The following is a 14,254-nucleotide window of genomic DNA, read 5'->3' on the forward strand; positions in this document are numbered from 1 at the left end:
AATCGGAGCGGGACCGCATGTGGAGAACTTCGGGACCTAGCCGGGGAAGGTCGGGTCCTGCACCACCGGCTGCGACTGCGGGGCCCAGCTGTTGCCGACCCTGATGTAGAGCGTGCGCGGCGTCTGCGCGTACACATCCTGGTCGCCGTTGCCCGCGCTGATCTGCAGCATGCCGTCCAGCGGTGCCATCCGGTGCGATGTTCCGTTGAACTGCAGGATCTCGGCGGTCACCGGCTCCTTGTCGGACGCCTCCATCACGATCACCGTTGATTCCCCTGCCCAGACGCCCGAGTCGACCGGGACCGAGGGGTGCAGCGCAACGGGGGTGTTGATGCTGCGCGGCTGGCCGTTCTGGTCTCGAACGACGCCGGCGATATAGGCCCTGGAGGTATCCCCCGTCCTCGCGATAATCAGTGCCCGGGCACCTTCCCTGGAGATTTTCAACTCAGTCACGGTGCGTTCGGACAGCCATTCCGCGCTGATGCTGATGCGGGACGCTTCCTCGCCCGCCGCGGCGGCATACACTGCGCCGCTGCCGTCGCCGGCCGCCGTCCAGGCCCAGCCGAAGGGGTCCATGCTCGGGTGCGTCAACGCCGGCCCTGATGCGGCCTGACGCACCCGCCGGTCGGCGCCGATGACGTACAGGCGGTTCCGGTCTCCGTTAAGGAAGGCGAACCGCTGCTGGTCCAGCGACATCGCCGGAGCACGCGGAGAGAACTCGGCGACGGACGGCAGGCCCTTCGGCTCGACGGGGCGGGAGCCTTCGTAGAAGACCAGTTCGTCATCCAGCACGGCCACCTGCGTGCTGCCCACGGCCGGACCTGCAACCGCGGGCTTGAACGCCGGATCCGGCGCCGGACCCAGGTCCACTTCCCTCTGGTCGACCGTCATATTGACCGTGCTGACGGTGTTGAGCTCCCCCAGGGTCAGCTCCAACTGCTGCTGCATCTGCTGCCGCCGCAGGAAGGTCGTCCCCGCCAGGACCTCCGAGGAGAGGTCCACCGTCGCGGCACCGCTCTCCACCGGCACGGCCCGCCGGACCAGGGTCGAGCCCTCCGGGAAAGCACTGATGACCGCGCCGTTCAGGAACGGTGCCGGTCCCTCCAGCAAGGCCGCGACGATTGCCGCGGAGACGCCCTGCCGGCTGGCGAACCAGCGGACATCAGGCACCGCGTAGGTGTACGTGGCGTCGTAGAAATAGAGATCGTGCGGGGAAAACAGGGTCTGGAAGTCCACCGCGGAGATCATCGTGCCGTCGGGGATTTCCGAAATCCGCCACTGGCCGTCCACCTCGGTGAGCACCACCGGAATTGATTCGGTGGCTCCCGCTTCTGCCTCCTGGCGCACTCCGAACTCGTCGATCACGGCGGCAACTTCCAGCTGCAGCACGAACTCCGTCTCCGACGGCGAGCCGACGACATTGACTTCGTTGCGGTAGACAACGGTGCGTTCCACCGGCTGCCACTCCCCCGCCAGCGACGGCGCCAGGAACTCCCGCGCAATCCGGTAGTCGTCCTGGGTGGCAGGGCTGGCCAGCAGGAATCCGTTGACGACCTCCTTCGGGGAGGCGCCCGGTGCCGGGCCCGGCGGATTGAAGGTGTAGGCCGGCGCCTCCGTTTCCTCCTGCTCCGCCTGGCTGGTGCCGACCGGTCCGGCGAGCGGAATCGAGGAGCATCCGGTCAGCGCCAGGATCGCCAGGACAAGTACGACGACGGCGCGCATCAAGGTGCCCGGCCGCGCGTGGGTTTCAACTCTGGTCGGCGCCACTCGGTTCCTCCTTTTTCGTACGCATCGTTTCCGGTTCCGGTTCCGGCTCATCCGCCATCGCGGACATCCGCGGCGGCAGGGGCAGCGGCGAGTTGGTCAGGGCCGAGTCCCGGCGGCGGGGCAGCGTCAGGCGGAAACATGAACCCGCACCCGGCTCCCCCCATGCCTGGAGCCAGCCATCGTGCAGCCGGGCGTCCTCGGTGGCGATCGAAAGGCCGAGCCCGCTGCCGCCCGTGGTGCGGGCCCGCGCCGGATCGGCGCGCCAGAACCGGTCGAATACCCGGGAGGCCTCCATCGCCGTCATGCCGATTCCGTGGTCGCGGACCGCGACGGCCACCGCGTCGTCGTCGGCCGCCACCAGCACCTCCACCGGTTTGCCCTCGCCATGCTCGAGGGCGTTGACGATCAGGTTCCGCAGGATCCGGTCGATCCGGCGGGGGTCCATGTCCACCACGCATTCGGACACCTCGGTGTGCAGTTCGAGGCTGGAACCATACGTCACGGCCAGCGGCGCGGCCCCGTCCATGGCGTGCCGGACCACGTCCAGGATCTCGGTCGGCTCCGCGTCGAGGACCGCCGCTCCGGCATCGAAGCGCGAAATCTCGAGCAGGTCCGCCAGCAGCGCCTGGAAGCGCTCCACCTGGTTGTACAGCAGCTCCGCCGAGCGGGCGTTGATGGGGTCGAATTCGTCCCTGGCATCGTAGAGAACCTCCGCCGCCATCCGCACGGTCGTCAGCGGAGTCCGCAGCTCGTGCGAGACATCGGAGACGAAGCGCTGCTGCATCTCGGACAACGTCGCCAGCTGGGTGATCTGCTCCTGCAGGCTGCCGGCCATCTTGTTGAACGACGAGCCCAGGCGGGCCAGTTCGTCGTCGCCCCTTACCTGCAACCGCTCCTCCAGCTGCCCCGCCGCGAGTTTCTCTGCCGCGGTCGCCGCCTGGCTCACCGGGTGGACCACCGCCCGGGTCAGCAGCCAGACGATGCCGCCGGTGAGCGCCAGCAGCAGCAGTCCGCCGATCCACAGGACCCGGTGGATGTAGTCGAGGGTGTCCTGGACAGACGAGAGGTCGTAGATGAGGTACAGCGCGTAGGTATTGCCCGGAGGCAGGTTGACCTGGGTCCCAAAGGCGATCGCGGGTACGTCCCTGTCCCCCACCGGCAGGGACATCGGCTGCCGGTACTGGCCCGTCCCCGAAATGACCGCTTGGCTCAGCCCTTCGGGAATGACGTTGGCCGTGATGCTGGTGTTCGACTGGGTCGCCACGTAGAGGTTCTGCGCGTTCCGCATGGGCGTCAGCAGGTAATAGCGCGGGGTGCCCGAGGCCGTTCCCTCCAGCAGCTTCAGCGTGTCCGAGACCATCGTGGTCACGGTGGCGCGGTCGCTGGCCGAGGAGCTCTCGAAAATGCCCTGGACCTGGTTCAGCGACTGGCGGGACTCGGCCTCGGCCTGCTGCACGCGGTCCTGGTAGAGGCCGGCAGCGATCTGGCTGGACAGGAATGCGCCGACACCCATGAACGCGAAGGCGGTCAGCAGCACGGTTGCCGTCACGGTCCGGAACTGCAGCGAGCGGCGCCAGCGCGCGACGACGTGGTGCCAGCCGCGCCCCAGCGCACGCCAGAAGCGGGCGGCTGCCGCCTTCAGCCCCTTAATCCACTTCGCGGAGGCAGATTTCAACTAGCTCTGGCCGGCTTTATAACCCACACCGCGGACGGTCAGCACGACCTCCGGCGCCTCGGGATCGCGTTCAATCTTCGAGCGCAGCCGCTGGACATGGACGTTGACCAGGCGCGTGTCTGCGGCGTGGCGGTAGCCCCAGACCTGCTCCAGGAGTAGTTCGCGGGTGAAAACCTGCCAGGGCTTGCGGGCCAGCGCAACCAACAGGTCGAATTCGAGCGGGGTCAGCGAGATCCGCTCATCCCCGCGGTGAACGACGTGGCCGGCGACGTCGATAACGACGTCGGCGATCCGCAACGTCTCCGGGGCGCGCTGGTCGCCGGGACGAAGGCGGGCGCGGACCCGGGCAACCAGTTCGGCGGGCTTGAACGGCTTCGGCACGTAGTCGTCGGCGCCGGACTCCAGGCCACGGACGACGTCGGAGGTATCCGACTTCGCGGTCAGCATCACGATCGGCACGTCCGACTCACCGCGGATCTGCCGGCACACTTCGATCCCGTCCATGCCGGGCAGCATGAGGTCGAGCAGCACAAGGTCAGGCTTGCTGTTGCGGAACACGTCGAGGGCCTGGCCGCCGTCCGCGCAGAAGACGGGTTCGAATCCGTCATTGCGCAGCACGATGCCGATCATCTCGGCCAGTGCCTCATCATCGTCTACAACGAGTATGCGTGCCTTCATGACTCCATAATCCCCTATCACCCGGCGCAGTGCCGATTCCAGCGCACCGTTATCGTGTCTGCGGGCAACCAGAGACGCCGGTCGGCTGCGTGAAGTTGGCAGACTGAAACTATAGGCTGTTGTCAGGCCGGGAATTGCCGGCCACTCAGGATTCTGCCACAAGGACGACGGCGGCCCGCAGTTTACGCGCCAGCAGTCCCTCACGCGGCAGGCAGTCATTGGGTTCAGACGCGGCCAGCAAGGGGAAACGGTCATGGGGCAGCCATCGGACGACGACGGCAGGATGCCGCAGCCACCAGTCGGCGGCTGGCAGGCGCCCGGGCAGCCGGCACAGTGGGGCCAGCCCGCCCAACAACCTCCCGCACCGCAATGGGGCCAACAGCCGCAATGGGGCCAGCCCGCCCAACAACCTCCCGCACCCCAGTGGGGCCAGCAGCCGCAGTGGGGCGGGCCCTACCAGGCCTGGGGCGCGCCGCAGAATCCGTACGGCGGTTACCCCGGCTACGTCGCCCCGCCGAAGCCGGGCGTCATCCCGCTTAGGCCGCTGGGCGTAGGCGAGATCCTCGACGGCGCCTTCCAGGCTGCGCGCAAGAACGCGGCCGCCGTTTTCGGCAGCGCCATCCTGCTGCAGATCGTCATCAGCGTCCTGGCATGGGCCGCGGGCGGCCTCATCATCTCGCTGTTGGGCGGGCTGCAACTCGTCACCGCGGAAGAATTGTCGGACGAATCAGCCGCGGCCCTCGGGGCCTCGGTCATCCTCTCGTCGCTGGTGCTGGGCCTGCTCTCGAGCGTCGGTGTGCTGCTCCTCCAAGGGGTCCTGGCCATTCCGACGGCGCGGGCTGCAGTGAACCAGAAGACAGGCTTCGCGCTCATGTGGTCGCTGGCCAAGGGACGTGTCTGGACCCTCGTCGGTATGGGCCTGCTCTACCTCCTGGCCACCGTCGTCGCCCTGGTGGCCATTGTCGCCGGGTCCTTCTTCCTCGCGGACCAGCTCGGCATCACCTCGGTCTGGATCATCGTGCTGGTCATCCTTGGGCTGGCCGCGGTGTCCGTCTGGCTCGGTGTGAAGCTCATGCTCGCGCCCGCCGTGATCGTGATGGAGCGCGCCGGCCTGGTCCAGTCCCTGGTCCGGTCGTGGCAGCTGACCAACCGAAGCTGGTGGCGGACGTTCGGCATCATCCTGCTGTGCACCATCATCGTGGGCGTGATTACCTCCGTCATCAGCACGCCGATTTCCTTCTTCATCGGGCTGGCGGCGCCGGCCATGGGAGATCCGAGCGACCCCGAGGCGATGCTGGCCGCCATGGGCCCCCTGACCCTTATATCCATGCTGGTCTCTTCGCTGTTCGCCGCCATCGGTTACGCCTTCCAGGCCGCCGTCATCGCCCTCGTCTACCTCGACCTGCGAATCCGCCGGGAGGGGTTCGACGTGGTGCTCATGCGGGAGCACGAAGAGGCAGCCGGCCAACCCACGCGGTCGATCCCGGGGCTCGCTGCGGCTCCGGGCTCCGTGCCGCCCGGAGGCCCGGACTACCGATGACGGCTTTGGGCATGCTGGGCGAGGACGAAGCACGGGAACTGCTGATCCGCGAGCTGGCCAAGGACGAATACCAGCAGGCCAAGCCGGGACTGCTGGACGAGATCCTGCGGCGCATCACTGACTGGTTCACGGACCTGGTCAACTCGCTGCAGGGCGCCAGCCCCAACCTGGGGACGCTGTTCATCGTCGTTGCGGTGCTGCTCGTGATCGGAGCCGCCATCTGGCTGGTGCGGCCGCGGCGCAACGCGCGGGCGGCGGAGGCGGGGCAGGTCTTCGATGCCGACCAGGTCCTTTCCGCCGAGGAACACCGCCGCCGGGCCGACGCGGCCGCGGCCCGGGGCGACTGGGACGAATCGTGCACGGAGCGCTTTCGTGCCGTGGTCCGGTCGATGGAGGAACGGGTCGTGCTGGCGCGCCAGCCCGGCCAGACGGCGGACGAGGCCGCGAGGCGCATCGGCCCGGCCTTCCCCGCCCTCTCGGCCGACCTGGTGCAGGCGGCGACGGTCTTCGACGCCGTGCGCTACGGCAAACTGCCCGCGTCGGAGGCCGATTCCCGTGCGGCGGCCCGGCTGGACGGGCAGCTGCAGGCCACCCGTCCTGTGCTGAACGCCGAGGCACCCGCCCTGGCGGTTCCGCGGTGAGCGCCGGGGTGCGGCCGGAGGCCACCGAGCAGCCCGGAACGTATTCCGGCTCCGCGTGGGATGCCACCCGGCGCCGCTTCCGCCGGTGGCGTTTCTGGATCATCGTCGTCCTCCTGCTCGCAGCCGCCGTCCTGATCCGGCTGCTCGCTACGCCCCCTTCCGACCGGAACGACTTGTCCCCGGAGAATCCGGCGCCGAATGGAGCCAAGGCCGTGGCCGAGGTCCTGCGGCAACAGGGCACGGACGTGGTCGAGACAGGGACCTTGGACGCCACGATTGCGGCCTTGGACGACGGCGGCACGCTGCTGTTCCACGATGCGAACGCATACCTGGACGAGGACCAGCTGGGCGAGGTCGCGGGCGCAGCCGGACGGCTGATCCTGGTCGAGCCGGACTTCCGCCAGCTTCGTGCGCTCGCCCCCGGCTTCTCCGCCGCCGGCGTCGTCCCCGAAGACGGCGGTCCGCTGGCGGCCGAGTGCCGGAGCGAAGACGGCGGGACGCCGCCCGCCGCGGCCGTTCCGGAGGGGGCCGGCACCATCACCCGCGGCGGCCTCGCCTACCGCGGACCGGTCATGTGCTTCGGCTTCGAGACCGGTGACCGGCCGGCCGCCGCCTACGCGGCCGCTGCCGACGGCTCCACGGTCGTCCTCGGTGCAGGGCAGGTGCTCTCCAACGACGCGACCGTCCGTGAGGGCAACGCGGCCCTTGCGCTGAACACCCTGGGACGGGACGACCGGCTGGTCTGGTACCGCCCGTCGCTGGCGGACATCAGCATCTCGGACGAGCCGCAGAGCCCGATGGAACTGCTCCCGGCCTGGGTCACCCCCGTGCTCCTGTGGCTGCTGGCCGTCGGCGTACTGGCCATGATCTGGAAGGGACGCCGCCTCGGCCCCCTCGTGGAGGAGCCGCTGCCCGTCGTCGTACGTTCGGCCGAAACCGCCGCCGGCCGCGCCCGCCTGTACCAGGACTCGAAGTCGCTGGACCGGGCCGCGGCAAACCTCCGGGCGGCTACCCTCACCCGGCTGGCCGCGGAGCTGCGCCTCGGGACCGGGGCGGACGCCGCCGCTGTGGTCGAGGCCACCGCCCGCCACCTGGGCCGCCCGGTACCGGACCTGGACGGGCTGCTCCGCATCTTCGTCCCCCGCACCGAGTCCCAACTGGTGGACTGGGCACAGAACCTGCAACAGCTAGAGGAAGAGGTTACCGACCGATGAGTGAGCATCCGCAGCACGCGGCCGGGATGACGGCGCAGCAGCCGCCGCTGGATGAACCGGCGGGCTCCGGCTGGAGCGGGACGCGGGATTCCCGCGCGGACATCCCTGCCGGCGCGCCGTCCGATGAACGGCTCCGGCAGGCCCTGCTGGACGTCCGGGCGGAAGTGGCCAAGTCGGTCGTCGGCCAGGACGGCACCGTCACGGGCCTGCTGATCGCGCTGCTTTCGCACGGGCATGTGCTCCTCGAGGGCGTTCCCGGCGTCGCCAAGACGCTGCTGATCCGCACCCTGTCGGCCGCGCTGAGCCTGGACACCAAACGCGTCCAATTCACCCCGGACCTTATGCCCGGCGACGTCACGGGCTCGCTGATCTACGACTCCCACACCGCGGAGTTCGTCTTCCGCGAGGGGCCGGTGTTCACCAACATCCTGCTGGCCGACGAGATCAACCGCACTCCCCCGAAGACGCAGGCCTCGCTGCTGGAGGCGATGGAGGAGCGGCAGGTCTCGGTGGACGGCAAGCCGCGCAGGCTGCCGGAGCCGTTCATCGTGGCCGCGACCCAGAATCCGATCGAGTACGAGGGAACCTACCCGCTGCCGGAGGCGCAGCTCGATCGCTTCCTGCTGAAGCTGACCATGGAGCTGCCCGACCGGGAGGCCGAGATCGAAATCATCCGGCGGCACAGCCTCGGCTTCGACCCCCGGAACCTGAAGGCGGCCGGGGTGCGCCCGGTGGCGTCCGCCGAGGACCTGGCGCAGGCCCGCGCCGCCGTGTCCCGCGTGAGCATCGCCCCGGAGGTACTCGGCTACATCGTGGACCTGGTCCGCGCCACCCGCTCCGCACCGAGCTTCCAGCTGGGCGTCTCGCCGCGCGGGGCAACGGCCCTGCTGAACACCTCGAAGGCGTGGGCCTGGCTCAACGGCCGCAGCTTCGTGACGCCGGACGATGTGAAGGCGCTGACCCTGCCCGCCCTGCGCCACCGCGTGGGGCTGCGCCCGGAGGCAGAGATGGACGGCGTCCGCATCGACGACGTGCTGCACAGCATCCTGGCCACCGTGCCGGTTCCGCGCTGAGCGGCGTGCCCGCATGGCTCTGACCGGTCGATTCGTGCTCGTGTCCCTCGCGGGGGCCGTGGCCCTGCTGCTGTTCCCGTCCGGACTGACGGCGCTGTGGGCTGCCTGCCTGCTCGCCGCGGCGGCCGCGGCGGACCTTGCCCTGGCAGCCTCCATCAGGCAGCTGCGGCTCGAACGCCGGGTGCCCGGGAGCGTCCGGCTCACCGAAAGCTGCACCTCCGAGCTCCTCGTCACCAACAACGGGCGCCGGCGGCTGTCCGCGCAGGTGCGGGACGGCTGGCAGCCGTCCGCGGGCGCCGTGGACCCCACCCGGCACGTCGACGTACCTCCGGGCGAACGCCGGCTGGTTCCCGTCCGCCTGGTCCCCCGGCGCCGCGGCGACCTGCGCACCGAACACGTCACCGTGCGGTCCCTCGGGCCGCTGGGGCTGGCGGCCCGCCAGCTGACCCTGCCGTTGCCCGGCCGGCTGCGGGTGCTGCCGCCCTTCCACTCCAAGCGGCATCTGCCGTCCAAGCTGCGCCGGCTGCGCGAACTGGACGGCAAGGCGGCGGTGCAGATCCGCGGCGCGGGCACGGAGTTCGATTCGCTGCGCGACTACGTGCACGGCGACGACGTCCGCTCCATTGACTGGCGCGCCACCGCGAGGCGGCAGGCCGTCGTCGTACGCACCTGGCGTCCGGAACGGGACCGCCGCGTCATCCTGGTGCTGGACACCTCCCGCACCGCGGCCGCGCGGATCGACGACGAGCCGCGCATGGACACCGGCATCGAAGCGGCGCTGCTGCTGGCCGCCCTGGCCGAGCGCGGCGGGGACCGGGTGGACTTCCTCGCGTTCGACCGGCGGGCCCGGGCCACGGTCAAATCCGCCGGGAAGGGCAACATGCTTCACCAGCTGGTCAACGCCATGGCCCCGCTGGAGCCGGAGCTCATCGAGGCGGACTGGTCGCAGATACCGGGCCAGCTGGACGCCATCTCCTCGCACCGCTCGCTGGTCGTGCTGCTCACCGCCCTGGATTCCGGCTCGGCCGAGGAGTCCCTGCTGCCCACGCTGGCCCGGCTCACTGCCGAGCACGTGGTCGTCGTGGCCTCGGTCCGCGATCCGCTGCTGGACGAGCTGCGGGCCGCCCGCGCCACGGCGTCGGAGACGTTCCGCGCCTCCGCCGCCGAACGGGCGCTGCTGGACCGTGCCGCGCTGACCGCGCAGATCAAGCAGCTCGGGGCCGAAGTGGTCGACGCGACGCCGCACGAACTGCCGCCCGCGCTGGCGGACCTGTACATCCGGCTGAAGGCGGCCGGCCGGCTATGACCGCAAGGAGCGAGGCATGAGGGATCCGAACCATTCGGCGGGACAGTCCGTGTACCAGCTGGCGATGGGACCTGGATTTGGACGCCTGCAGCCCGAGCTGCAGGACTACTTCAGCCTGGGGGCGGGAAACAACGACGGCGGCGCGCGGGTCGGAGTCGGCACCGGCGTCTTCGACGTGGCGGGCTGCCCGCGCCGCAGCCTGCGCCCGCTGCTGCGGCTCGCCAGCCTCGACCGCTCGCTCTTTCCGGAATACGGCCATCACGTGCCGATCCGGATCGAAAACCGCCCGGGAACGGATCCCCAGGGGCGGCCCTTCCTGGCCGCGGTCCGGACCCTGGAATTCGGCGGGGTTACCCGCGTCATGCAGGACGACACCACGTGGTGGGAGCACACGGGCGACGCCGGGGCCCGGAGCGGCCAACTAGTGGATTCGCTCGGCCGGAGCGGCCTGGTACGGACCCGGCTGGACTGCAGCGCCGGCCAGGACGGGCGGATGCGGCTGATCTCGCGAGGCACGGCGCTGGCGGCGGGACGGCTGAGGATACCGCTCCCGCGCCTGCTGGATGCCGCGGCCTTCACCGAACAGTGGTGGGACGCTGCCGCCGGGCTGTTCAGGATCCGTACCAAGGTGCTCCAGCGCCAGTTCGGCACCGTCCTCGAATACGAGGGTGCCTTCGAGTACCGTCTGGAACCTGCGGCGCCTACGCCTCCGCCACCGTCTGGTTAAGCGCGTCCGCGGCCTGGCTGAGCCGGGCCAGGACCTGCCGGGCATGTTCGGGCGACAGGCCGGCGAGTCCGCCCGCGGGCACCAGCCGGACCTGGTGCAGCCGGGCGAGCGGGAGGCCCAGCTGCTGCCACGGCCGCAGCACGGAATCGACAATGGCCTTCACCTGCGGAACGTCCCCGGCCGCCGGGTCCGTGCCGATGACGCCCAGCCACACGGTACGCTCTGCCTCGGCCGCGGCGGCGATGTCTTCCCACTGGCCGGTCGACAGCCCGGCGACCGGCACGGCGAAACCGTCGAGCCTGGCGCTGTCCGCCACGGAAAACGGAACCTCCTCCGAGGACGGCAGCGAAACAACGGTCTGGGCCGCTCCCCCGGCGGCAGCCGCTTCCGCCAGCTCCCGCCACAACTGGGCCGCCTCCTGCCCGGCCACGGCCCGCAGCGTGCGGTAGCCGCTCGCCGTCGGTATGGTCCCCGCCATTACCCGGGCAGCTTCGGGCTCGTCGAGCTGCAGGATCAGGCCCGCTCCCGGGGCCGCGGTGCGGACCTGCGCCAGGTGTTCCACGATCCCGGCGGCCAGCGACTGGGCAACGTCGCGGCGTGCTCCGGGATCGCGCAGTACACGTTCGCCATTGTGCAGGTAGAGGCCGGCGGCGAGCGAGAGCGGACCGACGCACTGCACCTTCAGCCAGCGCCCGGGACGTTCCTCTCCGCCGATGATGTCGGCGAGGACGTTGATGTCCGTGCTGAGCGCCGAGGCGGCGCGCCGGTGGTCCAGCCCGGGCCGGTCCACGATCCGCCAGCCGTGCGGCTGCAGGTCGACCGGCAGCTCGACGAGCATGGCGGCGGTCCGGCCCACGGCATCCGAGCCGACGCCCCGGCCCGGCAGCTCGGCCAGATGGGGCAGGTTCGGCTCGCCCAGCTCGCCGCGGATGATCCGGGCAGCCTCCGCCGGATCGGTGCCCGGCCAGCTGCCCAGCGCCGTCGCCGTGACGGCTCCCGGGTCCGGGCGGGCTGCCGCCGGTTCGGGCGCCTGGGTGCCGTCGTTCCGTTCCGTGCTCATTCTCCCGACGGCTCGTCCGGCGTGGCCGGAGTCCTGATGCCGCCGTTGTGCTCGTCGGAAATCGCCTGGTGGTGCCTTATTACCTCGGAAATGATGAAATTCAGGAACTTCTCGGCGAAGGCCGGATCCAGGTGGGCGTCCTCGGCCAGCTGGCGCAGCCGGGCAATCTGCGCGGTCTCGCGGTCAGGGTCGGCGGGCGGCAGCTGGTGGCGCGCCTTGAGGTACCCCACCCGCTGGGTCGCCTTGAATCGTTCCGCCAGCAGATAGACCAGGGTCGCGTCGATGTTGTCGATGCTCCCGCGCACGGACAGCAGCTCCGTCATCACGTCCGGATCCACCCGCCCGGAGAGCGAGCTGGCGGCAGGGTCGAAGTCGTCGGCTGGGCGCGGTTCAGTCATGTCCCCAGTCTAAGGTTTGCCCGCCGGAGGGTGCGCAGCGGCCACGGTGTGTGAAGCTGCGGGACGGAATTGTCCGGTGGCGATGAGCCCGGCAACCAGCAGCAGCGGCACGATCCAGCCGGACCAGCCCAGCACCGAGGCGTGGAAGGTGGAGAACTGCCCGCCCGCCGCCACGAACAGGAACATGAGTCCGGCCGAGGCGTTCAGCGCTCCGTGCGCCAGCGCCGCCGGCCAGACGGAGCCCGAGCGGAGCCGCAGCCAGCCGAAGACGCCGCCGAAGGCCGTGCACATCCCGCACATGGCCAGGACGCCAAGCCAGCCCGGCCCGTCCGGATAGTTGTAGCCGAGCAGGATCAGCGGCGCATGCCAGGCGCCCCACACGACTCCGGATACGACGACGGCGGCCGGGGCCCCGAGCGGCATCAGCCGGGGCAGCAGCCAGCCGCGCCAGCCGAGCTCCTCGCCCAGCGCCGGGATGGTATTGATGACGGCCGCGAGCGCGATATTGATGGACTGGGCGGCCACCAGGACTCCGATCGGCAGGTCCGGAACGGCCAGTCCGACCGCCTGAGATTGCTGGGCCAGCAGCAGCCGGTAGCCGGAGAAGCCCACGAAGTCCGCCGGGTAGACGCCCAGCAGCGCGCCGATCGCCAGCGCCGCCAGCGCGAGCAGCACGGGCAGCACCAAACCCGCGGCGAGGAACAGCACGAACCTGCCCGCGGGACGGAACTGCACCAGCCCCAGTTCGCGCGGAATGGAGGGAGGCCGGTCAACGAACCGGCTGGTGGCCAGTGCGGCGGCCGCGGGGGCCGCCATCATCAGCACCGCATAGAGCGGGAACAGCGGCTCCCGCAGCCCGTCCCCGAGCCAGAGCGGCAGCGCCGCGAGCCAGGCCAGCGCGTAGGCCAGCAGGACGAAGACAATCACGGGCCGCCACTTCACCGCAGTCATGGGTTCACCCTAGCCGCGCCGGAAGCCGTGGCTCGAGTGGCGGCAGGGTCAGGAAACGCCGGCCGGGTCCCAGCTCAGCGAGCGTGCCGAGTCGATGGTCGCCTGCCCCAGGACGCGGCTGCCCTGGTAGAGCACCATCGTCTGTCCCGGCGCCACGCCGCGCATCGGGTCGACGAGGGTCACGAGCAGCTGCTGCCGCCCGTCCTCGTCCAGCTCGATCCGGCCGCGGGCCGGCACCGGGTCGCCGTGCGCCCGGACCTGGACCATGCAGTCGAACTCGGTCCGCGCCTCGACCTCGGCGATCGGCAGCCCGGCCCAGGAAACCTTGATGCCGCGCATCTGGTCCACCGCGAGCAGCGCCTCCGGGCCCACCACGACCTTGTTCTCCTTGGGCCGGACTTCCAGCACGAAGCGAGGCTTGCCGTCCGAGGCGGGCCGGCCCAGCTTGAGCCCGCGCCGCTGCCCCACCGTGAACGCGTTGGCGCCCTCGTGCTCGCCGACCACGGTGCCGGTCTGGTCCACGATCTGGCCCGGTTCCATTTCGATCTTCTCGGCCAGCCAGCCGCGGGTGTCGCCGTCGGAAATGAAGCAGATGTCGTGGCTGTCCGGCTTGTTCGCCACGGACAGGCCGCGGCGCGCCGCTTCCGCCCGCACCTCGGCCTTGGACGGAGTGTCCGCCAGCGGGAACATCGAGTGCTTGAGCTGCTCGTGCGTGAGGACGCCCAGCACGTAGGACTGGTCCTTCGCCCAGTCCGCCGCGCGGTGCAGCTCCCGGTTGCCGTGTTCGTCCTCGATGACCTTGGCGTAGTGGCCGGTGCAGACGGCGTCGAAGCCCAGCGCGAGCGCCTTCTCCAGCAGCGCGGCGAACTTGATCCGCTCGTTGCAGCGCATGCACGGGTTGGGCGTGCGGCCGGCCGCGTACTCGGCGATGAAGTCGTCCACCACGTCTTCCTTGAACCGCTCGGAGAAGTCCCAGACGTAGTACGGAATGCCCAGGATGTCGCAGGCCCGCCACGCGTCGCGGGAGTCTTCGATGGTGCAGCAGCCGCGGCTGCCGGTGCGCAGGGTGCCCGGCATCCGGCTCAGCGCCAGGTGGACGCCGACGACGTCGTGTCCCGCCTCCACGGCGCGTGCCGCCGCCACGGCCGAGTCCACGCCGCCGCTCATCGCTGCCAATACCTTCATGAAGTCATCCTCTTGTTGCTCAAAATCGTTGGTCCTGCC

At 70.4% G+C, this 14,254-nt stretch carries 13 protein-coding genes; 6 read left to right on the top strand and 7 right to left on the bottom strand.

All coding sequences use genetic code 11. The annotated features are described in order from the left end of the window. Positions 1 to 36: 36 nt before the first annotated feature. The 3 genes from AHIS1636_RS06795 to mtrA are packed head-to-tail and all read right to left on the bottom strand — an operon-like array spanning position 37 to position 4,120. The gene (locus tag AHIS1636_RS06795; RefSeq protein WP_264795058.1) at positions 37 to 1,767 is read right to left on the bottom strand and encodes an LpqB family beta-propeller domain-containing protein; all 1,731 of its coding nucleotides are present in this window, start codon (positions 1,765 to 1,767) and stop codon (positions 37 to 39) included. After that, positions 1,748 to 3,442: an MtrAB system histidine kinase MtrB gene (mtrB, locus tag AHIS1636_RS06800; protein WP_264795059.1), complete on the bottom strand. Its 1,695-nt coding sequence runs from the start codon at positions 3,440 to 3,442 to the stop codon at positions 1,748 to 1,750. The genes AHIS1636_RS06795 and mtrB overlap by 20 nt, the downstream gene beginning before the upstream one ends. Then, complete coding sequence (gene mtrA, locus AHIS1636_RS06805; protein WP_262105501.1) at positions 3,443 to 4,120, bottom strand: MtrAB system response regulator MtrA; 678 nt, start codon at positions 4,118 to 4,120, stop codon at positions 3,443 to 3,445. Positions 4,121 to 4,373: 253 nt separating this feature from the next. On the opposite strand from mtrA, the gene AHIS1636_RS06810 reads away from it, so the two are divergent. From AHIS1636_RS06810 to AHIS1636_RS06835, 6 genes are read left to right on the top strand one after another with little or no spacing between them, the layout of a single operon-like run. Then, on the top strand, positions 4,374 to 5,660 hold the full coding sequence (locus AHIS1636_RS06810; RefSeq protein WP_264795060.1) for a DUF7847 domain-containing protein: 1,287 nt from the start codon (positions 4,374 to 4,376) through the stop codon (positions 5,658 to 5,660). Beyond that, the gene (locus AHIS1636_RS06815) at positions 5,657 to 6,301 is read left to right on the top strand and encodes a DUF4129 domain-containing protein (RefSeq protein WP_264795061.1); all 645 of its coding nucleotides are present in this window, start codon (positions 5,657 to 5,659) and stop codon (positions 6,299 to 6,301) included. Before AHIS1636_RS06810 ends, AHIS1636_RS06815 begins: the two co-directional genes overlap by 4 nt. Further along, on the top strand, positions 6,298 to 7,515 hold the full coding sequence (locus tag AHIS1636_RS06820) for a DUF4350 domain-containing protein (protein WP_264795062.1): 1,218 nt from the start codon (positions 6,298 to 6,300) through the stop codon (positions 7,513 to 7,515). Before AHIS1636_RS06815 ends, AHIS1636_RS06820 begins: the two co-directional genes overlap by 4 nt. Then, entirely contained in the window at positions 7,512 to 8,588 is a 1,077-nt protein-coding gene (locus tag AHIS1636_RS06825) for an AAA family ATPase (RefSeq protein ID WP_264795063.1), read from the top strand. Before AHIS1636_RS06820 ends, AHIS1636_RS06825 begins: the two co-directional genes overlap by 4 nt. 13 nt (positions 8,589 to 8,601) lie before the next feature. Beyond that, positions 8,602 to 9,894 (top strand): DUF58 domain-containing protein, encoded by a 1,293-nt coding sequence (locus tag AHIS1636_RS06830; RefSeq protein ID WP_264795064.1) that lies wholly within the window; start codon positions 8,602 to 8,604, stop codon positions 9,892 to 9,894. A gap of 16 nt (positions 9,895 to 9,910) precedes the next feature. Further along, positions 9,911 to 10,621 carry a DUF4166 domain-containing protein gene (locus AHIS1636_RS06835; RefSeq protein WP_264795065.1) on the top strand — a complete coding sequence of 237 codons (711 nt, stop codon included), beginning with the start codon at positions 9,911 to 9,913 and terminating at the stop codon, positions 10,619 to 10,621. On the opposite strand, the gene AHIS1636_RS06840 is transcribed toward AHIS1636_RS06835, so the two are convergent. The 4 genes from AHIS1636_RS06840 to mnmA are packed head-to-tail and all read right to left on the bottom strand — an operon-like array spanning position 10,596 to position 14,215. Then, positions 10,596 to 11,681 (bottom strand): uroporphyrinogen decarboxylase/cobalamine-independent methonine synthase family protein, encoded by a 1,086-nt coding sequence (locus AHIS1636_RS06840; RefSeq protein ID WP_264795066.1) that lies wholly within the window; start codon positions 11,679 to 11,681, stop codon positions 10,596 to 10,598. The two genes, AHIS1636_RS06835 and AHIS1636_RS06840, sit on opposite strands and share 26 nt — an antisense overlap. Then, positions 11,678 to 12,079, bottom strand: a complete 402-nt coding sequence (locus AHIS1636_RS06845; RefSeq protein WP_264795067.1) for a chorismate mutase — start codon at positions 12,077 to 12,079, stop codon at positions 11,678 to 11,680. Before AHIS1636_RS06845 ends, AHIS1636_RS06840 begins: the two co-directional genes overlap by 4 nt. Positions 12,080 to 12,088: 9 nt before the next feature. Continuing rightward, positions 12,089 to 13,030 carry a CPBP family intramembrane glutamic endopeptidase gene (locus AHIS1636_RS06850; protein WP_264795068.1) on the bottom strand — a complete coding sequence of 314 codons (942 nt, stop codon included), beginning with the start codon at positions 13,028 to 13,030 and terminating at the stop codon, positions 12,089 to 12,091. A 48-nt stretch (positions 13,031 to 13,078) separates the two neighbouring features. Then, positions 13,079 to 14,215 carry a tRNA 2-thiouridine(34) synthase MnmA gene (mnmA, locus tag AHIS1636_RS06855; RefSeq protein WP_264795069.1) on the bottom strand — a complete coding sequence of 379 codons (1,137 nt, stop codon included), beginning with the start codon at positions 14,213 to 14,215 and terminating at the stop codon, positions 13,079 to 13,081. Positions 14,216 to 14,254 lie beyond the last annotated feature (39 nt).

This window comes from Arthrobacter mangrovi, assembly GCF_026011795.1.
Classification (GTDB): domain Bacteria; phylum Actinomycetota; class Actinomycetes; order Actinomycetales; family Micrococcaceae; genus Crystallibacter; species Crystallibacter mangrovi.

Bases quoted from the DNA above. Each gene is read 5' to 3' on its own strand.
- mnmA (WP_264795069.1), bottom strand. From the start codon at position 14,215: ATGAAGGTATTGGCAGCGATGAGCGGCGGCGTGGACTCGGCCGTGGCG.
- AHIS1636_RS06810 (WP_264795060.1), top strand. From the start codon at position 4,374: ATGGGGCAGCCATCGGACGACGACGGCAGGATGCCGCAGCCACCAGTC.
- AHIS1636_RS06850 (WP_264795068.1), bottom strand. From the start codon at position 13,030: ATGACTGCGGTGAAGTGGCGGCCCGTGATTGTCTTCGTCCTGCTGGCC.
- AHIS1636_RS06815 (WP_264795061.1), top strand. From the start codon at position 5,657: ATGACGGCTTTGGGCATGCTGGGCGAGGACGAAGCACGGGAACTGCTG.
- mtrA (WP_262105501.1), bottom strand. From the start codon at position 4,120: ATGAAGGCACGCATACTCGTTGTAGACGATGATGAGGCACTGGCCGAG.
- AHIS1636_RS06840 (WP_264795066.1), bottom strand. From the start codon at position 11,681: ATGAGCACGGAACGGAACGACGGCACCCAGGCGCCCGAACCGGCGGCA.
- AHIS1636_RS06830 (WP_264795064.1), top strand. From the start codon at position 8,602: ATGGCTCTGACCGGTCGATTCGTGCTCGTGTCCCTCGCGGGGGCCGTG.
- AHIS1636_RS06835 (WP_264795065.1), top strand. From the start codon at position 9,911: ATGAGGGATCCGAACCATTCGGCGGGACAGTCCGTGTACCAGCTGGCG.
- AHIS1636_RS06825 (WP_264795063.1), top strand. From the start codon at position 7,512: ATGAGTGAGCATCCGCAGCACGCGGCCGGGATGACGGCGCAGCAGCCG.
- AHIS1636_RS06845 (WP_264795067.1), bottom strand. From the start codon at position 12,079: ATGACTGAACCGCGCCCAGCCGACGACTTCGACCCTGCCGCCAGCTCG.